Here is a 23,966-nt window from a genome sequence, read left to right as displayed (position 1 = left end):
TTGCGGTCGTGAAACGATGACTACTAGTTCTTTTGCGAGCGCTGAGCGTATTCGAGTGCCCAATAGGTAAGGATTACGTCAGCGCCGGCTCGTGATATTGAAACAAGAGATTCATCGATTGCGCGTTCACGATCGATCCAGCCGTTTTGAGCCGCTGCTTCGAGCATCGCATACTCGCCACTCACTTGGTAGGCGGCAACAGGAACATCTACCGACGCTGCTACATCGCCAACTACATCCAAGTAGTGGCTCGCGGGCTTCACCATAACGATATCCGCGCCCTCGGCAATATCGAGCAGAGCTTCGCGCAAACCTTCTTTTCGGTTTGCTGGGTCTTGCTGGTAGGACTTCCTATCTCCGTGCAGTGTCGAACCTACTGCCTCGCGGAATGGACCGAAAAATGCCGAAGCATACTTCGCCGAATACGCCATGATTGCGGTTTCTGTAAATCCTTCGTTGTCCAATGCTTTCCTAATATAAGCTACTTGACCGTCCATCATCCCTGATGGACTAACCATATGAGCACCAGCATGTGCTTGGGAGAGCGCCATTCGCGCATAGAGCTCCAAGGTCGCGTCGTTATCCACGTAGCCGGAAGGCGTTAAAACGCCGCAGTGCCCGTGACTGGTAAATTCATCCAAACAAGTGTCTGCGCATACAACCAGTGCATCACCAACTTCTTCACGAACCGCGGTGATTGCACGATTGAGGATCCCATTTGGATCCCAGGCAATTGAACCTTGCTTGTCTTTTTGCTCATCTAACGGAACACCAAACAGATCCATGCCTCCAACTCCGGCTTCTACCAGGTGTGTTGCAACGTTTCGAATTGAATCGAGAGTGTGCTGGTATTGCCCAGGCATTGCGCTGATCTCGGTTGGCTCAGTGATTCCCTCGCGAACAAAAACTGGATACATAAGCTGGTGTGGATGAACCCGAGTTTCTGCAACTAATCCGCGCATCGCTGCCGTTGTGCGAAGACGACGTGGCCGAAATTTCATGGAATTCTTCTTTCGTTTTTCTATTTTCTTAGAGACGGGTTGGTATTTTCTTGAGTAGTTGAGCAGGGTTCGTGGAGTACCTTCTAACTGTGATAATTGAAAGTCAGGGAGATAAGGAAGCGTTTGTATAGCGTCTCAACTCACGTGCAATTCCCGTCGCATCTGGCGACGACGCCGTAGCCACCACGTTGAGGCCATAGGCTTGGGCATCTGCACGCGTCTGATTACCAAATGCGATCACTGGAGCTTTGCCTTGGAAACAATGGTAGGCATGGGCGGCAGAACCTGAGGTAAGAACGACGACGTCCGCCTCATAATAAATAGGGTCTAAGTGTTTAACTGGTGACGGACAATAAACCGCACTGCGGATCACTTGCAATCCGAGTTCCTTTAAGCCATCAGCCAAAGTTTCTTTAGCCGCCGCAGAGCCAGGAAGCCAGGCGATTGGTTGGTTTAAAAGTAGGGCTGAAGTGTACGTGGAAAGTGAATCCGTGGTATCAATCGATTGATTTAATACATTGATAAGAGCTCGGGCAGTTGGTTGAGCGGGAACATCTATCAAAATCCCCAACCTACTTAAATACTCTTTGCTACGGTTACCAACAACAGCAAACTTTGTTCCGTTTTCCGCCAAGGTGCGCAAGAACTGTTTGTGGTCCTCATTCATAAAATCTAAGGTGCGTGCTGAGGTGATGAAAACCCAGGAAATCGGTTCTGCGGGTGGTACAAATTCAATCGAGTGGAACTCTGTTAATGTAGCGCTCAGTATTTGGAAGTGGATTTCTCCATCCGCTTGGGCATCTTGCTCAAGGAGTTTTTGAACTTCCTGAGCAAGAGTCGGTGATCCTTGGGAAATGACGATTTTCATGCGTGCACCGAAACGTCTGCACCGTCGTCGCTTGGACCGTTTATTCCCGGACGCCATAGCGCCTGAGAATGGTGAGTCGGTTGTGTACCGCGTTCCTTGGTGGCGTGAAGATTCGTGATGGATCCGGCGCCTTGGTCGATAAGTTTCTGAGCTGCTTGAAGACCGCACAGGCGTGCTGCTTCATCAAGCTTTATAATGTCTATGGAAAGGTTATTGAGCGCCGGAGTTTCGAGATAGAAAAGCTCTTGTGGCGGGAGTGGAATCTGAACGGAAACACTTTGCTGTCCGTCGGTGGAAAAGACGGCGGCGTCCAAGGTAGAGTTGCTTGCCTTCGCACCTACAGGAGCTGCGCAACCAGCTTGAAGTCCCTCAAGCACGGCTCGCTCAGCACCCGCAGCGAGCCGGGATGGAATATCGTTAAGCTTCCGAAGTGCCTGAGCCAGAGGAGAGGAAGAACTCCAAGGGACATCGGTTACGCGGCATTCGATTGCAAGTTTCCCTTGGGCAGGAGCTGGCAAAATATCGAGGTTTTCGGTGATCGCATCGATTCTCCCCAATCGAGCGAGGCCCGCTCGAGCAAGAACAACACCGTCAAGGTCGCCTTCTATATCTGCAGCCTTTCCCCGTACTCGAGCTAAACGAGTCCCAACATTTCCGCGTATGTCTACAAGGTGAAGATCTGGGCGAAGCCTACGAATCTGGGCTGCTCGACGAGGAGAACCAGTGCCAATCGTTGCGCCAGAGGGAAGATCCAAAAGCGGAGTGTTATCTACTGAGCAAAGAACGTCATGGGAATCAATTCCGGTAGGTACAGCGCCAATTGCTAAACCAGGAACTGAGGCAGTCGGTAGATCTTTAAAGCTGTGAACTGCGATGTCGCATTCGTTATCCAGCAAGGCTACGCGAAGCGCCGCCGCAAATACTCCAATTCCTCCAAGACGAACCAAAGATTGTGCGGATTGGTCGCCTTCGGTCTTAATGATTCGGTATTCAACTTCGAATCCCAGCTCACGCAATGAATCTCCAACGATCATGGTTTGTGTGCGTGCCAATTCGCTTCCGCGAGTGCCGATACAAATTTTATTCAAGGTTCTCACCAATCTCATATGCATGGGGAATAACCGCGCCTAAACCAGTGCCGGCGATCCAAGCTCCCGTAACGTCAAGTCCAGGAATTAGCGCTATTTCGCGCTTTAAGGATTCTAAATGATTTCGATGCTCAGGCGAATGAGGTGACAACGACGGTCCCCAATGAATAATCCGGCAATCAAGAAGATCGGTACGGCTGAGTTCGATGCTGAGAAGCCTCGAAGCATCTGAAAGTACATCGGATGGCGAAGGAATCTGAACGGGTTCATCTGGGCGTCCATATGAAACTCGAACAACGTGAGTGCTGGGTCCATGTATCTTACTAAGTGTTTCATAAGCCCATGGCCATTTTATCGAATAATGAGTGAGGGCTTTTGCACGCATCGCGGATCCTGGCTTCACCAAAAGTCCTGAACCACGAGGAGCTTCGTCAAGCAAAGAATTATTTAGTATCAGAGATGCAGTGGTAATTGCCGCGCCTTGGGGCGCTTCCCACTCGAAGTTAATCTCTGGGAATTTGTTTAGCAATGGGAGTGCGCTTGACCCGCTCAAAGCCATAATCACACGATCGGCGTTCAAAATTTCTTCAGTCCCAGGAACCGGTTTCGGATTGGATCTATTACCGTCACTTTCTGCAACCAAAATCTCGAATTCGGAGCCTTCACGCGCTATATCGGTAACGATTAAACCGGTGTCAATTTGGGTGCCGAAGCGTTTGAGGCGCTCAATAAGAGCCCGGACTAACTGGCTCATTCCCCCAACTGGTTGGGCTAACACTGGGGCGGAATTTCCACGGATCGAATGAACTGCAGAAATAAGTGAACCTTCACGCTGAATGGCGTCTCGCAGGCCCGGACAAACAGTGTCGAGATCAAGATCGTCAGGGGAGGCCGTGTGAACACCACCAGCAACTGGCTCCACCATTTTTTCTAGTACTGCTTGACCAAGCCGAACACGTACCAGTTCTGCAAGTGTAGTAGAATCCGAACCGACTCTTGGCCCCAGAGCGCGATCACGGTGGGCAATCTCCAATTCGTCGTCGGTGAGAACCTGAAAGGCGTGATCATCCCAACTTGACGGTATTCCCCACAAACCATGAGCGATTGGCGTAGCGATACCGTCGTTCCACACCCAGGACTGCCCGGCTGGAGTGCGGTAGGGAAGTCCGAGCTCATCGCAGAGCTCGCAAATCACGCTGGAGCGAAGAGCGAAAGACTCTGCACCTAGATCGAGCTGAATTCCTCCCACGTGCCCGCTGGCAACTAGTCCGCCGAGGTGGTGGCGAGCTTCGATAATTCTTGCCAAGATCCCACGTTTAGCGAGGGCATAAGCGGTGGTTAAGCCTGCAATACCACCGCCTAGGATAACAACGTTTTCAGGCATTCGCGTTACTTTCGTGGATGTACTGCACGAGTTTCGTTAATACTTCAGGGTTTGTGTCTTTAGGAACGCCGTGACCGAGATTAACTATGTGAGCGTCTGCCTGCTTGCCAGCGTCCAAGATCTCATCAACGTGACGGTATAAAACATCTTGTGGGCAAGCGAGCATGGCAGGGTCGATGTTTCCTTGGACGACGGCGGCACGCGCAGGATCGCTACCACGGAGCTGTTTAATTGCATTTGAAAGATCGGTTCGATAGTCAATTCCAAGGCAGTTAGTATCGACTGCAAATTCTTCGAGCATTGTTCCGGTTCCAAGCCCGAAGTGGATGGTTGGAACTCCCAAATCCGCGTTTAAAATTGAACGTGATGCGGGTGCACAATATGTAACGTAATCGCGCTTAGAAAGTGAGCCTGCCCAAGAATCAAAAAGCTGGAAAGCCTGTGCTCCGCCGTCAATCTGTGCGCGTATGAATTCTATAGATATACGAGCACACCAATCTGCAAGTGTAAACCACGATTCTGGATCAGAATGCATAAGTGTGCGTGCTGCTAGGTGATCGCGTGATGGCTTTCCTTCAACAAGGTAAGCTGCCATCGTGAATGGAGCGCCAGCAAAGGCTAGAATAGGAACATCAAGTTCTTCTTTTGCTATGCGGACTCCCTCGGTGATCAACGTTGCTTCGCCGGGATCGCGTGCAGTAAGTTCTTGGATGTCCGATGCAGATCGGTAGGCTTTGTCCATTACTGGACCAACACCGGGTTGGATCTCAACATCAACTCCAGCTAGCTTCATTGGGACAGTGATGTCGCTAAAAAATACCGCCGCATCAACGCCGTGGCGTCGGACCGGTTGTGCCGTGATTTCGGCGGCAAGTTCGGGGATGAGGCATGACTCCAACACGGTCATTTCGCCACGGACTTTTCGGTATTCTGGCAACGATCTTCCGGCTTGGCGCATGAACCAAACAGGGGTGGTTGTAGGTCTTATTCCTTGAAGTGCTGAAAGAAAATTTGAAGTCACATATCCATTGTTGCAGACATTCTACCGGAGAGGTAATTTACAAGGGTGTCATCTAAAATTGAGATGTTTGTTCAGATCTGTTTGAATGGTTTGTTGTGGGAATAGTTAGCGCATCGGTACATCACTACATACATGGTTTAGCACAGGTTGCCGATGTATCGCGTCATCTAGATAATATTTCATCTCGTCTGCTGGCTTATCGGTGTGTAGACGCCGTCGTTGTTCTCACCACTTGCAACCGAGTCGATCTTTATCTCGATTCAGTTGATAGCGCCACTGAAATGGATATTGAACGGGCAATTAATCAAGAACTTTCAATGACGCCGAGTTTCCTTCATGGAAAGAAAGCCATCAACCATATTTTTGAAGTAGCTGCCGGTTTGGATTCGATGGTTGTTGGGGAACGTGAAATTAGTGGACAACTTAAAAGAGCCCACCTGCAAGCGCTCAAATCCCATTCAACTAACTCAGATTTATCGCGCGTCATTGACGCTGCCCTCCGTTCTTCCAGAAAAGTTGCACACACGACCGGGCTGGCAGGAACGGGGCGTTCGATTGTGGCGCTTGCTCTTGACCACGTTTCTGATATTTGGGGAGATCATCCGCAAACCGCGTCTGCATTAATTATTGGAACAGGGGCGTACGCAGGTGCAACGGTTGCACAGCTGCGTGGCCGGCAGATCGAAGACATCCACGTCTACTCACAGTCTGGTAGAGCACAGGCATTTGCGCAAGCCCATGAATTAAAGGCGATTGAACCGCATGACCTCACCGAGGCGCTAGCGTTTGCGGATTTGGTTATTTCATGTCGTGGTCTAGGCAATCCGATCATTACAGAAGCGATGGTCAAAGAAGTCGTGGAGCGTCGTCGTAATGAACTGGTGATACTGGATCTTGCGTTACAAACCGATGTGCAAAGCGGAGTTGGAAATTTGCCGGGTGTGCGTCTGATCAATCTCGAACATATTCAAGAACTTGCGCCTGAGGCTGCAGGTTCGCATATTTGCCGTGCGCGCGAAATCATTCAACGCGGTGTGAACGACGTTGTTGCACAGATCGAATCGCGAAGAATTGATCCGGTTGTAGTCGCGTTTCGTGATCATATTAATGAGTTGTGTAGCGGTGAAGTTGAGCGTCTTCCTGAAAAAGAGATTTTCACCAAGGAAGAGGTTGCTCGAGCACTTGGTCACTTCGCATCGCGGATTGCCCATACGCCAACTATCTTGGCGCGGCAAGCAGCGGAAACAGGAAATGATTGGGAGTACGTTCGAGCCTTGCACTCAGCGCTTGGAATTGATTTGAGCGATGCTGCACGTGAAGCCAATATCCAGCCTTCCGCCGTCGGCTCTGGGGGTAGATGCCCGCTTTCCGCTTTGCTTAAGAAAGAAGATCTTAGCCATGAACTTTGATGCCATTATGCTTTGTAGTTACGGCGGACCGCGCGGAATGGACGACGTCCTTCCCTTTATGCGAAATGCGACGCGCGGGCGAGGCATCCCTGATGAGCGACTGATCCAAGTCAGCAAGCATTATCAGCTCTTCGACGGAGTGAGTCCGATTAACGAGCGTAACGACGAACTGCGAGCTGAACTCGAAAGTCGTCTTGGCATTCCCGTTGTGATCGGTAACCGTAACTGGACTCCGTATTTCTCAGATACCCTAGCTGACCTTGATAAGCGTGGCTTACATCGAGTGTTATGTATCTTTACATCGGCTTTTGCGTCGTATTCGGGTTGCCGCCAATATCGTGAAGATATCGCACAAGCACTCGATGAAATCCAAGCCCAGGATCGATTTGAATTGAGCAAAATTGCTCCATATTACACAACCCAAGGTTTTCTTGATGCGAACGTTTCCTCTGCGTACGAAGCGTTGAAGGATGACGTCGAAGCTCACCTCATTTTGGTTACGCACTCGATTCCTGTGGAGATGGATGAGAACTCTGGACCGGCGTCGGGAGGGAAAACCTATCAGAAGCAACATGAGCAGATCGGTAAGGAACTCTGTTCCGAACTGAGTTTATCTCTGGGTAGGACTGTGGACTTAGACCTTGCGTTTTGTTCACGCTCAGGCTCTCCACACCAAAAATGGCTTGAGCCAGATATTAACGATCGTTTAGAAGAAGTCGCCCAGTTGGGTATATCGTCGGTCGTAGTACTTCCGATCGGATTTATTACTGACCATATGGAGGTTGTCTTTGATCTCGATACGGAGGCAAAGGCAACTGCTGCAAAGCTTGGCTTACGTTATCGGCGAGCTGCAACTGCGGGGATTGATCCGGCATTTGTTGATTCGCTGGTGGAGTGTGTTTTGGAAGCAACAGACGATTATCAGCTTCGCAGGGCGAAACGATTCCTTGCCACCGAGTGGCCATCGTCTTGCTCGCAAACGTGTTGCTTGCCACGCCGTGATTATCAAACTTTATCGACTGAATTTAACAAAACTGAATATGATCTTTCAGAAGTCAACCAATGAATGGAGTAGCTATGTCTGACTTGGCTCACCCGAATGCGAATAAACCAGCGTATGTTCGCGATCCACGCGATGCGGCGGGGATCAATCCGGACGAAGTTAACGCTCGGAGCAACTTTTCTTTGCAGGCGGTTTTTCGTACAGTTAGCCCGCTTCCAGCTGCTGAATTAGAAGATTTTGTTGCAGATCTTCAAACTGCGGTTGACGAAACTGGAGCTGAGGTTCGAGGTTGGTACGACGTGGGTGGCTTCCGTGCAGATGCAGATCTTATGTTCTGGGGTCTGGCTGACTCTACGGAGAAACTTCAAGATGCCTACCATGCTATTGTTCAGTCCAATGTAGGCAGATGCCTGGAGCCGGTGTGGTCAGCTATGACGGCACATATTGCTGCTGAATTTAACCAGCGCCATCTTCCGGCTTGTTTTGGTGGGGTAGTGCCACGTCCGTACGTTGCAATTTATCCGTTCAATAGATCTTGGGATTGGTACTACCTGCCTGCAGCTCGCAGGTCTGCGATGCTTCGTGAACACGGCATGAATGGGCGCGATCACCTCGATGTTCAAGTTTCGACCCTCGCAGCTTTCGCACTTGGAGATTACGAGTGGACTATTGCACTTGAGGCTGATTCAATTGATCGAATCATGAGTGTTCTTCGCAAGCAACGAGAGGCAGAAGCTCGCCTCTACGTTCGTGACGATGCTCCGTTCTTCACCGGTCCAAGGGTGAGCCTGGATCAGTGGGCAAGGAGACAAGTTCTAAACTAATCTTTGTTTGTTTAATGCGCATTTCCACCCGATTACTCAGCTAGGGGAGTTTTGGCGGCAACGCCCCTTTCGATAGATGTGAGCAAATCCAATTCGCCACTCACACCGCATAGGCCATACCCTTAATATAGTTGAATATTTGGGAAGGATCGGCGTGGGCGATATCTTACTTTCATCACCGCTTTTAACCGTTTTTCTGGTTGTCTCATTGGGCGCGGCACTTGGAATCATTCCGTTTGGGCCGATTAAGCTTGGTGCAGCAGGAGCGCTCTTCGTGGGGCTCTTTGTTGGCTACGTCGTCCCCGAACTTGGCGATAAGTTGGTTTTGGTTCAATCCTTAGGCTTGGGTTTATTCGTCTATACCGTCGGGCTTTCGGCAGGTCAGACTTTCTTCTCCGACTTACGTAAACAAGCAAAACTAATGCTTGGCTTGATCATTGCCTTAGTATTCGGTGCAGGGGCGACGATCCTTGGCGGACGAATGCTTGGGGTTGCTCCAGACCTCGCCGTCGGAGTTTTTGCGGGGTCTTTGACTACTACACCTGCTCTCGCTGCTGCTACCCAAGCCACCGACTCGGGCGTACCAGGTGTTGGGTATTCCCTGGGCTATCCAGTAGGTGTGGTTATTGCAATCATTGCGATTTCTATGGTTGTTTCACGTCGCTGGGAAGGCAAAAATGACGTTGAATCTTTCGCGGGAAAGTCACTTTTTGCAGGAACTGCGCTGGTGAGTGAGGCAATGTCCGTTCGCTCAGTTCCGGGCTGGAAAGAGCAAAAGATTCGGATTTCATATTTAGAGCGAGGCGAAAATACTCGTATTTTTGTGCCGGGCGAAGAACTACTTGAGGATGATCGAATCGTCATTGTAGGCATGAAGGACGACGTCGTTGTGGCGGCAAAAGCGGTAGGTGAGTTTGTTGATGATCACCTAGCAGATCACCGCGCCACGATTGATTTCCGTTCCTTTGTAGTTTCTTCTAAGGACATCGCGAGCAAAACAGTTGCGGCTTTGAATATCACTGGACGATTCGGAGGAGTGATTACTCGAATTCATCGCGGTGATCTCGAATTGCTCGCTCAAGATAACTCCGTGATTGAATTAGGCGATCGCCTTATGGTGGCTTTCCCCCGCGAGGAATACGACAACGTTGAAAAATTCTTTGGAAATTCTGAACGTCAAATATCACAAGTTGATGCTATTTCCATGGGGCTAGGTATGGTTTTGGGCTTGTTGTTGGGAATGGTTGAGATTTCTTTGCCCGGCGGATCGAACTTTAGCCTCGGGGCTGCCGCAGGACCACTGGTAGTAGGCACCATTCTTGGTGCACTGCAGAAAACAGGACCTTTCCTGTGGCAAATGCCGTTGGCGGCTAACCAGACGATTCGCCAGCTTGGTTTGTTGCTTTTCCTTGCTGCTGTGGGAATTGCCTCGGGTCCAGCATTTGCTAGAACGGCCTTCACTGCTACCGGATTACGAGCACTGGTTCTCGCACTCATTATTGCTTCTGTTGTGCTCTTCGTGACTGTTTTAGTTGGTAAGTTCCTTGGCGTTTCAGCGCAGAGAACTGCAGGTGCAATGGCTGGAGTTTTAGGTCAACCCGCTTTGCTTGCTTTTGCAAGTAGTAAAGAGAACGACGAACGCATCGAATCCGGTTATGCGGCAATTTTCGCTCTTGGCATTACGGTAAAGATTATTTTGGTGACGGTAGTTGTGGCGCTTGCTTAATTGAATATGAAAACCGCATAAATCTAAGGAAAATCCCGTCTGATTTATCCGCTTTGCCTCATGTAGTGTTTGGGAATTCTAAGGTAAAAATGGGGATGTCAGGCAAGTTTCTTTCGCAAAAACGTGGCAAATTTGGCAACACACAGCATAAATTGGTGTTTAGCCTAGGTTTTCAGCTAGATTTCTAGGTAGTGGCTCAAATCGAGTCCATACAATTATCGTTTATTCGAGAGGAAAGCAATGTCCCTCAATCGTACCGAGCTTATTGCAAAGATTGCTGCTAAGGCAGACATCACCAAGGCAGATGCTGACAAGGCTATCTCTGCTCTTCAAACAGTTTTGGTTGATTCCCTTGCTCAGGGTGAAGCTGTGAAGATCACCGGTCTTATGTCTGTTGAGCGCACCGAGCGTGCAGCTCGCAAGGGTCGTAACCCACGTACCGGCGAAGAAATCGAGATCCCAGCTGGTTACGGCGTTAAGATCTCCGCTGGTTCCACCCTCAAGAAGGCTGTAACCAAGTGATTTGATCATCTAGAGTCTTGTGAATGGACTTTAGATGTAATAACTTGATGTTGGTCCTGGTCGGTACTGCTGATCAGGACCAACACTTTTATTTGCGGTGTCAACGGCTAAGCAATGTGGGATTAACCGCGTTGCTGGCACGTGAATTTCGCAGGAGGCACGCACTACACTTGAAGACATGAGTACTGAAGATCCGTATTCCGCACCGCAAGGCCCAGCAGCACCTGCCGCGCCAGATACAGCACAATCCGCGGGCACGCAGCTTCTTGAGCGAACCGAGGAAAAACAAAGTCCAGGTGACGATGAACGTTACGCTCACTATGTACGTAAAGACAGGATCACACAGTCTGCGGTTGAAGGAGGTCCCGTCGTTGCGCTGTGTGGCAAAGTCTGGACTCCGGTACGTAACCCCGATCGTTTTCCAATCTGCCCCACATGCAAGGAAATCTATAAGAACCTCAATAATGGAGGGGGATCAAACTCCTGGCCATTTGGTCCAAACGTTCCGGGTGGTAATCAGTGAATGAGGCGTCAAGGCGCCATCATAATCCTCCACAATCAGTCTCTGTTTCCGCCGCGGAAAACCTTTCGCCGGCGTTTCCTCAGCGAGCAGCATGGGGAACAGCAGGGCACTTACGTGCGTGGCAGGCTGAAGCGCTCAATCTTTATCTTGACTCAACTCCTCGTGATTTCTTGGCAGTTGCAACTCCTGGCGCAGGTAAAACTACTTTCGCTCTTCGTATTGCAACCGAGCTCAAATCCCGTGGTTTTGTTTCTGAAATAACCGTTGTTTGTCCAACCGAACACTTGAAATATCAGTGGGCAGAAGCCGCTGCTCGAGTTGGCCTCCAACTTGATCCGGATTTTTCCAACGCTCAAGCAGGTCTAGGTTCTTCCTTCAACGGTGTCTGCCTTACCTATGCTCAGGTTGCACGTGCACCGATGTTCCATCGTCACCGCAGTTCAGCTAAGGCAGCCTTAGTAATTCTTGACGAAGTCCATCACGGTGGAGACAATCTCTCCTGGGGTGATGCAATTCGGATTGCCTTTGACCCGGCGAAACACCGTTTGTCTTTGACCGGTACACCATTTCGCTCGGATACGGCATCGATCCCATTTGTCCAATATGAACCCGACGGTGACGGTGTTTTCCGTTCACGCTCCGATTACTCATATGGATACGCAGATGCTCTTCGCGACGGCGTTGTGCGTCCGGTGATGTTCATGTCTTATTCAGGACAGATGCGTTGGAAGACGAAGCATGGTGACGTAGTCTCGGCAACTCTAGGTGAGCCATTGACTAAAGATATGACGGCTCAGGCCTGGCGAACCGCTCTTGATCCATCTGGTGAATGGATTCAGCAAGTCTTGGCAGCTGCCGACGAACGTCTGACGATTGTTCGTCAATCTGTTCCCGACGCCGGTGGTCTAGTTATCGCTACCGATCACAAAACCGCGCGTGCATACGCACAAATTTTGGCATCTATTTCGGGTCAGCAGCCGGCTGTGATTCTGTCTGATGATCCTACCGCGTCCGATCGTATTGCTGAGTTTTCCAACGGAACATCAAGGTGGATGGTTGCGGTTCGAATGGTTTCGGAAGGGGTTGACGTCCCACGTTTGTGCGTGGGCGTCTACGCAACCTCAACGGCAACTCCGCTGTTTTTTGCCCAGGCGATCGGACGTTTCGTTCGTGCTCGTAAACGCGGGGAGACGGCTTCGGTCTTTTTACCGTCGGTTGAGAACCTGCTCGGACTAGCGGGTGAACTTGAAGCACAACGTGACCATGCTTTGCAGCGTCCAGAGAGCGAAGAGGGGTGGGACGATGCTGCACTTGAGCAAGCGCAGCGTGAAGAACGTGCGTCAGATGATCTCGAGGGAGTGGGCTTCCAGGCGCTGTCTGCAGATGCTACATTTGATCGCGTCGTCTACGACGGCTCTGACTTTGGAATGTGGGCAGAAGTGGGCTCCGATGAGGAAGCGGACTTTTTAGGGATTCCGGGGTTGCTGGAACCTGAGGAAGTTACCGAGCTACTGCGCTCTCGGCAAGCTTCGCAGGCAAAACAAGGCAAGGCAGATCCAGCGAGCAAACCTATGCTTGATTCAAGAAAGCGTCGCCAAAAGCGACAAGAGCTTTCGAAACTGGTTTCGGCGTATTCCTCAAAGACGGGTCGTCCCCACGCGCTCATTCATACCGATCTACGCAAGGCATGTGGTGGTCCAGAAGTTGCTCGTGCCTCGTTGGAGCAGGTCGAAGCTAGGATCATCAAGCTCCAGAACTGGTTTGTTGGGCGCAAATAAAATACTTGCGCCCAACCGAAGGTAGCCGTCTAAACTTAGTCGTCGCCCTCGAAAATATCTACCATCGTCGTCGGGATTCCGGCTTCGCCTTCGGAAAGACGCCAAGCTGCGTACGGAAGAGCCGCACGAGAATTACGGTGGCGTTCTGCGGCCGCTGCTAGAGCTTCTTTCTGAAGGTGGGTCTTATCAATGATGCCGTCTTTAACCAGCTGCACCTGAAGCGGACGTGCACCGTGTTCTTCAAGGTAAGCCAAGCCGGCTTCCCATGACTCAGCAGACACAATAACTTCAGATGTTGCGCGACCAGTTTCGTCATGCGTACGTCCAGCGACCTTTAACCCGCCAACAGACTGCTTAGAACTCGACTTCTTTGCGACTTCGTGAACTATGCCTGAAGAGTCTTCACGAGCAACCAGCTTATAAACCATTTCCGCGGTAGGGTGACCAGAACCAGTCACTACCTTGGTACCTACACCATACGAATCAACAGGCGCAGCGTTCAGAGCAGCAATTGCATATTCGTCAAGATCAGAAGTAACAGTGATTTTTGTTGAGGTTGCGCCTAGCTCATCGAGTTGAGCGCGTACTTGGAATGCCTGTGCAACCAGATCTCCAGAATCGAGTCGCACCGCTCCAAGTTCGTCACCCGCGTCTCTTGCTGCCTGCACAGCACGTTCCACACCACGCGTCACGTCATAGGTGTCAACTAGCAATGTAGTGTTTGGACCCATCGTTGCAATTTGAGCTGCAAAGGCATCTTCTTCAGAATCATGCACAAGAGTGAAAGAATGCGCAGAGGTGCCGATGGCATGGATACCGTAGGAACGTCCCGCTTCGAGGTTCGAAGTCCCAACAAATCCACCAATAACACAAGCTCGGGCTGCTGCAACAGCAGCCATTTCGTGGGTGCGGCGCGAGCCCATTTCCAAGCAAGGTCGATCATGAGCTGCGATGGTGATCCTTGAAGCAGCGGTAGCCACAGCCGAGTCAAAGTTTAGGATGGAAAGCAAAACTGTTTCCAGCACAACGCATTCGGCAAAGGTGCCGGTGACCGTCATTACTGGTGAATAAGGGAAGTAACATTCACCCTCCGGATAGCCATAGATATCGCCAGAGAAATGATAATTAGCCAGCCACTCAAGGGTTTCTTCGGAGATGATTCCCGCCTCACGTAAATAGTCAATTTCAGCTTCAGAGAAGCGGAAGTTCTCTAATGCTCTGAGCGCACGTGCGGTACCAGCCACAACACCGTAACGTCGATTTCCAGGAAGACGGCGACCAAACAGTTCAAAAACAGACTTTCTGTTCGCTGTACCAGATTTCAAAGCAGAATCGATCATCGTCAATTCATACATATCAGTGAGCAATGAAGTGCTCAGGTGAGAATCAGTCATGCCCTAACGTTATCGCTGTGCACAGGTAATTCGCTACATAAAGTAGGTAAACGCCACAGAAAGCACGAATTTGGTGGCAGATTGCTTGCGGTGTTTTAGACTTTAGGGGTGTTCAGTTCATTCACGAGTGCAAATAATATTGGGTTGGTTCATGATTCTCATCATGACCATGAGCCAAGTTTGGGTGAAGAGACGGCTGTATCGGTGGATGAAAAGATCAATCCGGCTTCGAGCTGGGTAACTGTTGTCCATAATGATCCTGTTAATCTTATGAGCTATGTGCAGTGGGTTTTTGAATCCTACTTTGGAATGAATACCGAAGTAGCACGTAAGAAAATGCTCCAAGTCCATCATCGCGGTCGAAGCGTGGTAGCTTCGGGAGGGCGCGAACAGATGGAAAAGGATGCGCAAGCAATGCATGGTTTTGGACTCTGGGCAACGATCGAACCGGAGGCTTCCTCATGATGGCTTTTCAAATGATTCGTGGAGGCTACTTGGCCCGTGCGAGCGAAGATGAACGTTCAATGCTTGCTGGTTTGGCTCGCGACCTTGTTTTTATTTTGGGCTCCGACGTCGAACATGAAATCGAAAAACGTGACCGTATTCGCGATGACGATGATGCTTTCGCCGCATTCGAAGACGAGCTCAATGCGATTGCCGAAATGGTTGAGGCGGAACTGGAACCTGAAGTCACTTCCGAGTCAGAGTTATTTTTCGATGATGCCCTCTCACGCCTGTTACCAGACATGAGTGAGGATCCTGACTTAGCACGTGATTTGCGTGCGCTTACCGAAGAATCTGTGAGCCGGGTGAAGATCGACAATCTCACGACGTTCTTCACGGGTATCTCCAAGGAATCAGAAAATGGGGATATCGTCGTCGTCAAGAACGAAGAAGCGGTGGCGTGGATGGCAGCCTTGAACGATATTCGAATAGTTCTTGCTTCGCGGCTTGGGATCTTTGATGAAGAATCTGGAAACTCAGTTTATGAACGAGCAACACTCTTCACGACTCAGCGTGAAACTGCACCTGAGGATCTTCCGGAGATTGAGACTCCAGAAGACATGATGACGGTTCTGTACACGATGATTTCTTGGTGGCAAGACTCACTTGTCATTGCAGTAAGAAATAAGGCTTTGCGCGGATAGAGTAACACTATGCACGATGCACCGATCGGTATCTTTGATTCAGGAGTTGGCGGGCTTACAGTAGCTCGAGCAATCATTGATCAGTTACCTCATGAATCCATTTCATATATTGGCGATACGAAGTTTTCGCCCTATGGTCCGCGCCCACTTGCTGAAGTACGTGAACTCGCACTTGACGTCATGGATCAACTGGTTGAATCGGGCGTGAAAGTCCTCGTTATCGCTTGTAACACTGCATCGTCTGCTGTTTTGCGAGATGCTCGTGAACGCTACACCAAAGCGCGCGGTATTCCAGTTATTGAGGTCATTCAACCGGCGGTACGACGCGCGGTTCGCTCCACTCGAAATGGACGCATCGGGGTCATCGGCACCCAAGCCACAATTTCTTCTCGAGCTTACGAAGATTCCTTCGCTGCAGCACCGGATTTAGATCTGACTATGGTTGCTTGCCCGCGTTTTGTTGAGTTTGTTGAAAAAGGGATGACGAATGGTCCCGAGTTGCTCGATGTTGCCCGCGAATACTTGCAACCAATTAAGGATGCAGACGTAGACACTTTGGTATTAGGGTGCACTCACTATCCGTTGCTTACCGGAGTTATCTCGTACGTTATGGGAGACAGCGTGACCTTGGTTTCATCTGCTGAAGAAACTGCCAAGGATGTTTATCACGAATTGGTTGTGAATGATTTGATGCGCTCCCACGACGCAGGTGAACCCATTTATAGTTTCTATTCCACCGGTGACGCAGCGTATTTTGAAAATCTTGCTAAGCGCTTTTTAGGTCCTGAAGTTCGTGCGGCACACGGAATCAATGCCCATCAACAAAATAGTTCCACTCCTGGAGAAACACGATGAAAGTAACGATTATCGGGTGCTCTGGTTCGATGTCTGGGAAACGCTCTGCGGCATCGGCTTATCTAGTTCAAGCAAAGGAACGTGCCGGGGGTAATCGCTCTCACGAAGCACGCACGTGGTCTGTTTTATTGGATTTTGGTCCGGGGGCAATGGGCCAGCTCCTTAATTATCTTGATCCTGCTTTGCTTGATTCGATTGTAGCTTCGCATCTTCACGCCGATCATTTTGCGGATATCGTTGGCATGCAGGTTTACCGCCGTTGGTATCCAGAAGGAGCACTCCCAAAGATTCCGGTATATACTCCGGGAGACGGTGTTGCGCGCACGCGAGGGATCTCTGATGACCCAATCGATGAAACTTACGAAACCGAGTTTGATTTTGTACAGGTTAAGCCTGGAGATGTTGTTCAATTGGGACCGATGAAAATCGAGTTTTTCCGGGCTAATCATACAATCCCCGCCCATTGCATTCGCCTTACGGCTCCTTCGGACGAGGATCCTGATCGAGACGTCGTATTTACTTATTCGGGCGATACGGATACTTGTGAAGGCGTAATTGATGCGGCAACTGGCGCGGATCTTTTCCTTTGTGAGGCGGCTTTTGAAGAAGGTCGAGACTCTGTGCGTGGCGTTCATATGACTGGTCTACGCTCTGGCGAAGTTGCAAACCAAGCGGGCGCTCAGAAACTGCTTTTGACGCACCTTCAACCGTGGACTGATCCGATCAAAACGCAGACAGATGCCCAAAAGAAGTTCGACGGCGAAGTTCACGTGGTACAAGCAGGGGAAGAATACGTCTTCTAATCGCGGTATTCTGGTTCCATGACTAGTTTTACACGTGCAGATGGCCGAGCTTTTGACGAGCTTCGCCCGATCAAAATTACCCGTAACTATCTTGCCCAGGGCGAAGGATCAGTACTCGTTGAGTTTGGAAATACCAAAGTTCTATGCGTGGCGTCATTTACCGAAGGAGTTCCTCGGTGGCGCAAAGATTCAGGAATGGGCTGGGTTACCGGTGAATATGCAATGCTCCCACGAGCAACTGACACTCGAAACCAGCGTGAGTCGGTAAAAGGTAAGGTAAGTGGTCGTACACAAGAGATTTCGAGGCTATTGGGGCGTTCCTTGCGCGCTGTTGTTGATATGAGCGCCCTCGGCGAAAACACGATCGTTTTGGACTGCGATGTTCTTCAGGCCGACGGCGGTACCCGCACCGCTTCTATTACTGGCGCTTACGTTGCGCTCGCCGACGCGATTACCTGGGGAACCAAGAATGGGCTAATCAAGTCCAAAGCAGGTAAGCCTGTACTTCGCGATTCTGTGAGCGCGATTTCTGTTGGAATTATCGATGGTCATCCTTGCTTGGATCTTCCGTATGAAGAAGACTCTCGCGCGGAAACCGATATGAATGTGGTGATGACTGGTTCAGGTAAGTTCATCGAGGTTCAAGGTACCGCAGAGGGTGAACCCTTTGATCGCGATGAACTGAATGTGCTGTTGGATCTTGCTGCGCAGGGCAATGCTACTTTGGCCGACCTGCAAACGATCGCGTTAGAAAGCTAAGGACGGTTTGATGACTGTGCCTAAGCTGATTCTTGCAACAAGAAATGAACACAAGGTCGGTGAGCTCAGGGCCATTTTGAGTAAATTTATATCGGATCTCGATCCGGAGGTTATCCAGTCTGCTCGTAAATTCGATATTCCTGAACCAGTTGAAGATGAAGTGACGTTTGCTGGAAATGCGTTGATCAAGGCACGCCAACTAGCTGTAAAAACAGGTATTCCTGCCCTTGCTGATGACTCGGGGATTTGTGTTGACGTTTTAGGCGGTGCGCCGGGTATTTTCTCGGCTCGCTGGAGCGGCAAGCATGGCGACGATACCGCGAACCTCGATCTACTTTTGAATCAACTTGCGGATGTTCCTCCTGAACATCGAGGTGCAAACTTCACCTGTGCTGCGGCTTTGGTACTTCCAGATGGCCGTGAGTTTAGTCGAATTGGTCAGGTACTTGGCACACTTCGTTTTGAACGCGCCGGAGTTGGTGGTTTCGGATACGATCCTATTTTCCAAGCCAAAGGTATGGACGTAACGCTAGCTGAACTAGATCCGGAACAAAAGAATGCAATTTCGCATCGTTCACGAGCATTTGAGCAGATGGCACCGCTAGTTACGGCTGTGCTGAATAACGAAGAATTACCGGCTTCATGATTTAGCTCGGCTAGAAGCAAGTTAGATGGGCGAGAGCCCTGCGCAAGATACGCGCTTGGCTCTCGCTCATTTCTGCCTGTAATTCAGGGGTTGCAACTTCGCCTGGTGTGAACCAGGAGAATTCAAGAGCGTCGTTTTGCGGGCTACAGTCGCCATTCATTGGAATAACGTAAGCGAGCGATACAGCGTGTTGGCGAGGATCGAAAAGACCTTCTCCTGGGGTAGGGAAGTATTCGCCGATGGTGAATGGAACGATTGAGGTGGGGAGCTGTGGTAATGCCATGTGCCCGAGATCCTTATCGATATGGCGAATAAGAGCATCGTGGATCGACTCGTGGAATAAAATTCGACCGCTGACGAGCGAACGTGACAAAACGTCGTCGTTCATACAAAGGATGAGCCCAAATGCTTCCACGCGACCGTCGTCGTTCAAACGTACTGGTACGATATCGACGTAAAGCATAGGAACTTTGTTTCTGACGAATTCGAGCTCCTCAGGGGAGAGCCACGGTCCCATGTCACCGGATGCAATTTCATTCATACTTTGATTGTGCCAGTTCACATCAATAAGTGGGGTTAATCGTTCGAGTTTTTGGCAGCTAGTGAACGCGCTCACCATATTTCTTAGATCTATAGGAAAACAGTTTAACGCTGTGGCAAAGTGGATATGTGACTAAATATCTACGGATACTCATGGGGTTTTGCCAAGGCTTTTCAGTAATTATGTTCGTACTTGGCATGGCGACGCTGTTTAAAGTTGGGATAGAACCGGCCTCGATTGGAATCGCGGTCATTGGGCTAATTACGGTCGTCCTCACTTTTTATGGAGCGCGAACGCAGCGATATCTGCTCGGTGTTGCCGGAACGTTAGCAACCGGTCTGATTATGCCAACCACCTTGGGAATTACACCGATGATCGTTGGCTTTATCCTGTTCATCCTAGTGGTTAGCTTGCAACTCTTTATTTCAATATTTGATGAGGGCAAGTAGTCAGACAGAGCGAGAGGGCCATCGGCAGCCGGGTAGGCGCCACGAACTTTGAGAACGCTAAAGAGATTCAAATACAAAGGAGCAATACATGCCACAGCTTGAAGTAGGAACCAAAGCACCAGATTTTACGCTTCCCACACTTGATGGAGGAACTGTAAGTCTGAGCGAGGAATTGAAGAAGTCCGACGCCGGTATAATCGTTTACTTTTATCCGCGCGCTATGACGCCAGGATGTACAAAAGAAGCATGTGACTTTAGAGATTCGGAGAATTCTTTGAAGGCGGTGGGCTACTCCGTCATCGGGATTTCGCCAGATAAGGTGGAGTCTTTGCAGAAATTTACGGATAAGGAATCGTTGAATTTTCCTTTGGCATCCGATGCAGATAAGAGCGTTATGACTGAATGGGGAGCTTTTGGGGAAAAGAAGAATTACGGGAAATTGATTAAAGGTGTAATTCGTTCAACTGTGGTCATTGCCAAGGACGGCACCGTAAAACTGGCTCAGTACAACGTGAAAGCCACCGGGCACGTTGCTCGCCTTCGTAAGGAGCTTGGAATAGATAGATAGCTAACATTGCGATTTTTTTGAATTTTTGGAAAATATCGCTATGCTTAACCGTGTTCGATTTTATTGAACACGTCCGCGCGAGTGGCGAAATTGGCAGACGCGCTAGATTTAGGTTCTAGTGTCTTAGGACGTGAGGGTTCAAGTCCCTCCTCGCGCACAAACCGTTGCCCTCGCAACACAAAAGATGTGTTGCGAGGGCAACGTTGTTTTCTAGTCCTGAATCTCCCTCACTAGGACGGGAATTTAAGAAAGATTTTCTGACCGATTCAGCGTGTTTTAACACAATCCAAGGAAAGCTATAGTTGTCATAGTTCAGAAACGCTAGAAAGAATGTCTAGTACCTTTGCCCGAATTGGACGTGCTGTTTCCGCCAACTCTTGTTGAGCTCGAATATATTCAGCCTTTCCTTCGGTAGTTTCAATCAGGATGGGTTTCAGTCCGATCGCCTCGCAATTATAGGGTGATGCTGCCATATCAATTGTTCTGGCCCGGCGTGCTAAATCGTAGCTTTCCAACAGTAATTCACCCGGAATTAGTGGTCCAAGCTGGATACAAGCCCGTAATAAATCCATATTCACATGAATGCAACCAGGTTGTTCATAATCAAGAACAGTTTCGTAGGTTGGCCGAACCATGTTGAGATCTATCGCTTGGGGACTAAAGAACTGATATGCATCAAAGTGTGTGCAACGAATATGTGCCTGTTCTACTATTGCGTTGGTTCGGTCTTGTCCTAGCCGTAAGGGAAGCGAATGGCGCAGCTCGTCAACTTTGTACGCCATTGCCCATTCGTGCCAGCCCAAACAGCCAAAAACCGGTGTAGTATTTTGAAGCTTCGTCAACAATTTCCGCAGAAAATTAATTCCATGATGCCGATACTCGACGAAGGCTGGAACGTTTAAATAACAGGTGAGCGCATCGTCGTCGGTACGAAACCATCTCGAGTGTGCGAGTTTGTTCCAATATATGCATGCCTCTACAAGGCAAGACGATGGACGCTCCAAGCCAACTGCGCCGTCGTCGTCAATTCCTGGGTACCAGGTACGAAAACGTCCCGCACGCAGTGGGTAGTACTCCCAAAGAAAGTCTTCCAGAGGATGTTTCTCCCCGCGCTCACGCCGCTGAATATGGGGAGCTGTGCGCGCGTCTGCTTCACGAACATGGTGGTTCCAGCGATTTGTCCAATCCTCTACAGGTAAAATTTTCACTTTGTTATTGTGGCACATCATCGGTTCTGGTTTAGGCTAGAGTTATGAAAATTGCGCGTTTGTCATTAGAACAAGGTCCACGTTTTGCGATCCTCGATGTTGAAAATCAGAAGTATCACGTCATTGCTGGCGATCCTATGTATTCGGGTATTGAGCAAACTGGGCAGGTCTTTAAGGAAGACGAGGTCCATCTCGTCGCACCGATGCTGCCACGATCCAAAGTAATTGGTAGTACTCAGAATTTTGACGAGAATATGAGTAATCCTCGAGGTGGCGGCTGGTACCTAAAACCTAATACGGCCGTTGTGGGGCCAGATGTACCCGTTGTTATTCCTACTTGGGCGAATGGTGTTACGAGTGCGCCGAATCTTGGTGTTGTGATCTCGCGTCCTTGCCGTGATGTTCCAGCAGATCGAGTGGCAGACGTAATCTTTGGTTACACGGTGGTTAATGCGGTGAGTGCTCCGGAGTACGCTCATTCTTCTCCTGCTCATGCTTACGGTTTTGACACTTCCTGCCCACTTGGACCCGTTATCGATACCGCGCTTTCCACTGACGAGCTTCACGTATTTGTTGAAATTAACGACGATGTCGCTAGTGCTACGGTAACGGTAAATGTGGACAACATTGCTTCTTACGTATCTGCCGTTTCTGAAATTTTCAGCCTGTTGCCTGGCGATATTATTTTGCTTGGAGATTTAATCGTACCGACTGCGATTACACCTGGCGACGACGTCGTGGTAGCTATCGAAGAAATCGGAGATTTGCGTAATCCAGTGGTTGCGTCCTGACGATCAGATTCAATTTTCCTTAGAGATTTTTTAGCTCAAACATAAATAGGAGTAGGCTAGAGACGATGAGTACTGTAGCTATGACGGGCGAAAATGTCCGTGTTCGATTTTGTCCTTCGCCAACCGGAACTCCACATGTTGGAATGGTACGTACCTGCCTATTTAACTGGGCATACGCGCGCCACACCGGTGGTACATTCGTTTTCCGTATCGAAGATACTGATGCGGCTCGTGATTCCCAAGAATCGTATGACCAAATTATTGATTCACTTCAATGGTTAGGTTTGGACTGGGATGAAGGTGCTGAAGTTGGCGGCCCGCACGGACCTTACCGACAGTCACAGCGCATGGATATCTACCACGACGTAGCGGCGAAACTACTTGAAGCGGGATATGCATACGAATCTTTTTCAACCCCAGAAGAAGTTGAGCAGCGCCATCTAGCTAAGGGTGAAGATCCTAAGCTTGGTTATGACGGCTTTGATCGCGACCTCACGGAAGAGCAAAAAGCGGCGTTTCGTGCTGAGGGACGTGAGCCAGTACTTCGTATCCGGATGCCTGATGAGGACATCACTTTCAACGATCTAGTTCGCGGTGAAATTACCTTTAAAGCAGGTTCGGTGCCGGACTATGTAATCGTTCGTGCAAACGGCGATCCGCTCTATACTCTGACGAACCCGGTTGACGACGCAATGATGGGAATTAACCACGTTTTGCGTGGCGAAGATTTGCTCTCTTCCACTCCTCGTCAGGTTGTGTTATACCGTGCTCTCCTTGAGCTCGGAATTGCCAAGGAGATGCCACTATTTGGACACCTTCCATACGTTATGGGTGAAGGTAACAAGAAGCTCTCAAAGCGTGATCCAGAATCAAATCTGTTGCTTCACCGTGACCGTGGAATGATTCCAGAAGGTTTAATTAACTACCTGGCATTGCTCGGCTGGTCGATCTCGCCAGACAACGATATCTTCTCACGTGAAGATCTCGCTCAGGCTTTCGACGTTGCAGATGTGAATCCTAATCCAGCTCGTTTCGACGATAAGAAGTGCATCGCAATTAACGCTGAGCATATTCGCATGCTTGAGGTTAATGACTTGCGTGATCGTCTTGTTCCGTTCTTGAGCCGCGATGGTTTGATTTCAGGGGAGAAGTACGAAGATCTCGACACTGAAACGCAGCGTTTGCTCGACGGTGCTACTCCTCTTGTTCAGACTCGAATCCAGTTGCTTGGTGAAGCTACTAAGCTTATGGCATTCCTGTTTACAGATGCAGATACGCTCGAGTACGACGAAAAGGCTGTTTCTAAGCTCAAGGACACTACTGTAGCTGTGCTAGATAAGGCTGCCGAAGTATTCGAGGGTATTGAGGATTTCTCGGCTGTGACGGTTAAAGAAGAATTCGATGCCGCAGTGGTGCAGGGGATGGAAGTAAAGCCTCGCTTTGCCTACGCTCCACTGTTTGTAGCTATGACAGGAAGCAATGTTTCTTTGCCTGTAGTTGATTCAATCGCGTTACTTGGTAAAGAGGAATCAATCAAGCGTATTCGCCGTTTTAGGGCTCAACTTTCTGCGTGAGTACGCTCACGTAGACTGTGGTTTGCTTTAAGCGCGTAACCTGCGTAAGATGATATTCCGTTGCAGATCGCAAGACTGCAAAC

General features: G+C 49.7%; 25 protein-coding genes and 1 tRNA gene. 18 read left to right on the top strand and 8 right to left on the bottom strand.

Annotation, left to right across the window (positions count from 1 at the left end):
* Nucleotides 1-23: 23 nt before the first annotated feature.
* The 5 genes from hemB to hemE form a co-directional block, all read right to left on the bottom strand.
* Nucleotides 24-1,001, bottom strand: a complete 978-nt coding sequence (gene hemB, locus EIH22_RS00705) for a porphobilinogen synthase (protein WP_124053917.1) — start codon at nucleotides 999-1,001, stop codon at nucleotides 24-26.
* A gap of 103 nt (nucleotides 1,002-1,104) precedes the next feature.
* Nucleotides 1,105-1,869 carry a uroporphyrinogen-III synthase gene (locus EIH22_RS00700; RefSeq protein WP_160148987.1) on the bottom strand — a complete coding sequence of 255 codons (765 nt, stop codon included), beginning with the start codon at nucleotides 1,867-1,869 and terminating at the stop codon, nucleotides 1,105-1,107.
* Nucleotides 1,866-2,966, bottom strand: a complete 1,101-nt coding sequence (gene hemC, locus EIH22_RS00695) for a hydroxymethylbilane synthase (RefSeq protein ID WP_124053915.1) — start codon at nucleotides 2,964-2,966, stop codon at nucleotides 1,866-1,868. The genes EIH22_RS00700 and hemC overlap by 4 nt, the downstream gene beginning before the upstream one ends.
* The gene (locus EIH22_RS00690; RefSeq protein ID WP_124053914.1) at nucleotides 2,950-4,341 is read right to left on the bottom strand and encodes a protoporphyrinogen/coproporphyrinogen oxidase; all 1,392 of its coding nucleotides are present in this window, start codon (nucleotides 4,339-4,341) and stop codon (nucleotides 2,950-2,952) included. The genes hemC and EIH22_RS00690 overlap by 17 nt, the downstream gene beginning before the upstream one ends.
* Nucleotides 4,334-5,362 (bottom strand): uroporphyrinogen decarboxylase, encoded by a 1,029-nt coding sequence (gene hemE / locus EIH22_RS00685; RefSeq protein ID WP_124053913.1) that lies wholly within the window; start codon nucleotides 5,360-5,362, stop codon nucleotides 4,334-4,336. Before hemE ends, EIH22_RS00690 begins: the two co-directional genes overlap by 8 nt.
* A gap of 95 nt (nucleotides 5,363-5,457) precedes the next feature.
* Between hemE and EIH22_RS00680 the strand changes: the two genes are divergently transcribed.
* The 7 genes from EIH22_RS00680 (at nucleotide 5,458) to EIH22_RS00650 (ending at nucleotide 13,147) form a co-directional block, all read left to right on the top strand.
* Nucleotides 5,458-6,771: a glutamyl-tRNA reductase gene (locus tag EIH22_RS00680; protein WP_160148986.1), complete on the top strand. Its 1,314-nt coding sequence runs from the start codon at nucleotides 5,458-5,460 to the stop codon at nucleotides 6,769-6,771.
* Nucleotides 6,761-7,837, top strand: a complete 1,077-nt coding sequence (locus EIH22_RS00675) for a ferrochelatase (RefSeq protein ID WP_124053911.1) — start codon at nucleotides 6,761-6,763, stop codon at nucleotides 7,835-7,837. Before EIH22_RS00680 ends, EIH22_RS00675 begins: the two co-directional genes overlap by 11 nt.
* On the top strand, nucleotides 7,834-8,598 hold the full coding sequence (hemQ, locus tag EIH22_RS00670; RefSeq protein ID WP_235001712.1) for a hydrogen peroxide-dependent heme synthase: 765 nt from the start codon (nucleotides 7,834-7,836) through the stop codon (nucleotides 8,596-8,598). The genes EIH22_RS00675 and hemQ overlap by 4 nt, the downstream gene beginning before the upstream one ends.
* Before the next feature lie 154 nt (nucleotides 8,599-8,752).
* A complete protein-coding gene (locus EIH22_RS00665; protein WP_124053909.1) occupies nucleotides 8,753-10,324 on the top strand; it encodes an aspartate:alanine exchanger family transporter in 1,572 nt (523 codons plus the stop codon).
* Nucleotides 10,325-10,564: 240 nt separating this feature from the next.
* Complete coding sequence (locus EIH22_RS00660; protein WP_124053908.1) at nucleotides 10,565-10,846, top strand: HU family DNA-binding protein; 282 nt, start codon at nucleotides 10,565-10,567, stop codon at nucleotides 10,844-10,846.
* Between the two features lie 178 nt (nucleotides 10,847-11,024).
* Nucleotides 11,025-11,369, top strand: a complete 345-nt coding sequence (locus EIH22_RS00655; protein ID WP_124053906.1) for a DUF3039 domain-containing protein — start codon at nucleotides 11,025-11,027, stop codon at nucleotides 11,367-11,369.
* On the top strand, nucleotides 11,366-13,147 hold the full coding sequence (locus EIH22_RS00650) for a DEAD/DEAH box helicase (RefSeq protein WP_124053904.1): 1,782 nt from the start codon (nucleotides 11,366-11,368) through the stop codon (nucleotides 13,145-13,147). The genes EIH22_RS00655 and EIH22_RS00650 overlap by 4 nt, the downstream gene beginning before the upstream one ends.
* Before the next feature lie 35 nt (nucleotides 13,148-13,182).
* Here the strand turns inward: EIH22_RS00650 and EIH22_RS00645 are convergent, their stop codons facing one another.
* Nucleotides 13,183-14,541, bottom strand: coding sequence for a nicotinate phosphoribosyltransferase (locus EIH22_RS00645; RefSeq protein ID WP_124053902.1), 1,359 nt, complete (start codon nucleotides 14,539-14,541; stop codon nucleotides 13,183-13,185).
* A gap of 180 nt (nucleotides 14,542-14,721) precedes the next feature.
* Between EIH22_RS00645 and clpS the strand changes: the two genes are divergently transcribed.
* From clpS to rdgB, 6 genes are read left to right on the top strand one after another with little or no spacing between them, the layout of a single operon-like run.
* Nucleotides 14,722-15,006: an ATP-dependent Clp protease adapter ClpS gene (clpS, locus tag EIH22_RS00640; protein WP_235001776.1), complete on the top strand. Its 285-nt coding sequence runs from the start codon at nucleotides 14,722-14,724 to the stop codon at nucleotides 15,004-15,006.
* Nucleotides 15,003-15,689: a DUF2017 family protein gene (locus tag EIH22_RS00635; protein ID WP_124053901.1), complete on the top strand. Its 687-nt coding sequence runs from the start codon at nucleotides 15,003-15,005 to the stop codon at nucleotides 15,687-15,689. The genes clpS and EIH22_RS00635 overlap by 4 nt, the downstream gene beginning before the upstream one ends.
* 9 nt (nucleotides 15,690-15,698) lie before the next feature.
* Nucleotides 15,699-16,544, top strand: a complete 846-nt coding sequence (murI, locus tag EIH22_RS00630) for a glutamate racemase (protein ID WP_124053900.1) — start codon at nucleotides 15,699-15,701, stop codon at nucleotides 16,542-16,544.
* Complete coding sequence (locus EIH22_RS00625; protein WP_124053898.1) at nucleotides 16,541-17,347, top strand: MBL fold metallo-hydrolase; 807 nt, start codon at nucleotides 16,541-16,543, stop codon at nucleotides 17,345-17,347. The genes murI and EIH22_RS00625 overlap by 4 nt, the downstream gene beginning before the upstream one ends.
* A gap of 18 nt (nucleotides 17,348-17,365) precedes the next feature.
* Nucleotides 17,366-18,106 carry a ribonuclease PH gene (gene rph / locus EIH22_RS00620; protein WP_124053896.1) on the top strand — a complete coding sequence of 247 codons (741 nt, stop codon included), beginning with the start codon at nucleotides 17,366-17,368 and terminating at the stop codon, nucleotides 18,104-18,106.
* A 10-nt stretch (nucleotides 18,107-18,116) separates the two neighbouring features.
* Nucleotides 18,117-18,752: an RdgB/HAM1 family non-canonical purine NTP pyrophosphatase gene (gene rdgB / locus EIH22_RS00615; RefSeq protein ID WP_124053894.1), complete on the top strand. Its 636-nt coding sequence runs from the start codon at nucleotides 18,117-18,119 to the stop codon at nucleotides 18,750-18,752.
* A gap of 10 nt (nucleotides 18,753-18,762) precedes the next feature.
* On the opposite strand, the gene EIH22_RS00610 is transcribed toward rdgB, so the two are convergent.
* Nucleotides 18,763-19,293, bottom strand: coding sequence for a DUF4916 domain-containing protein (locus tag EIH22_RS00610; RefSeq protein WP_124053892.1), 531 nt, complete (start codon nucleotides 19,291-19,293; stop codon nucleotides 18,763-18,765).
* Nucleotides 19,294-19,421: 128 nt separating this feature from the next.
* Between EIH22_RS00610 and EIH22_RS00605 the strand changes: the two genes are divergently transcribed.
* From EIH22_RS00605 to EIH22_RS00595, 3 genes are all read left to right on the top strand, one after another.
* The gene (locus EIH22_RS00605) at nucleotides 19,422-19,742 is read left to right on the top strand and encodes a hypothetical protein (protein WP_124053890.1); all 321 of its coding nucleotides are present in this window, start codon (nucleotides 19,422-19,424) and stop codon (nucleotides 19,740-19,742) included.
* Nucleotides 19,743-19,830: 88 nt separating this feature from the next.
* Nucleotides 19,831-20,310: a thioredoxin-dependent thiol peroxidase gene (bcp, locus tag EIH22_RS00600; protein ID WP_124053888.1), complete on the top strand. Its 480-nt coding sequence runs from the start codon at nucleotides 19,831-19,833 to the stop codon at nucleotides 20,308-20,310.
* Nucleotides 20,311-20,385: 75 nt separating this feature from the next.
* Nucleotides 20,386-20,467 (top strand) — tRNA-Leu (locus EIH22_RS00595).
* Between the two features lie 148 nt (nucleotides 20,468-20,615).
* Here the strand turns inward: EIH22_RS00595 and EIH22_RS00590 are convergent.
* Nucleotides 20,616-21,518: a 3-methyladenine DNA glycosylase gene (locus tag EIH22_RS00590; protein ID WP_124053886.1), complete on the bottom strand. Its 903-nt coding sequence runs from the start codon at nucleotides 21,516-21,518 to the stop codon at nucleotides 20,616-20,618.
* 44 nt (nucleotides 21,519-21,562) lie between these two features.
* Here EIH22_RS00590 and EIH22_RS00585 point away from each other — a divergent pair, with 44 nt between their 5' ends.
* A complete protein-coding gene (locus tag EIH22_RS00585; RefSeq protein WP_124053884.1) occupies nucleotides 21,563-22,309 on the top strand; it encodes a fumarylacetoacetate hydrolase family protein in 747 nt (248 codons plus the stop codon).
* Between the two features lie 65 nt (nucleotides 22,310-22,374).
* Nucleotides 22,375-23,883: a glutamate--tRNA ligase gene (gltX, locus tag EIH22_RS00580; protein ID WP_124053882.1), complete on the top strand. Its 1,509-nt coding sequence runs from the start codon at nucleotides 22,375-22,377 to the stop codon at nucleotides 23,881-23,883.
* Nucleotides 23,884-23,966 lie beyond the last annotated feature (83 nt).

The organism is Arcanobacterium ihumii, assembly GCF_900604515.1.
Taxonomy (GTDB): domain Bacteria; phylum Actinomycetota; class Actinomycetes; order Actinomycetales; family Actinomycetaceae; genus Arcanobacterium_A; species Arcanobacterium_A ihumii.
Note: the sequence above shows the minus strand (reverse complement) of the source record. Positions and strands in the feature narration are given on the sequence as shown.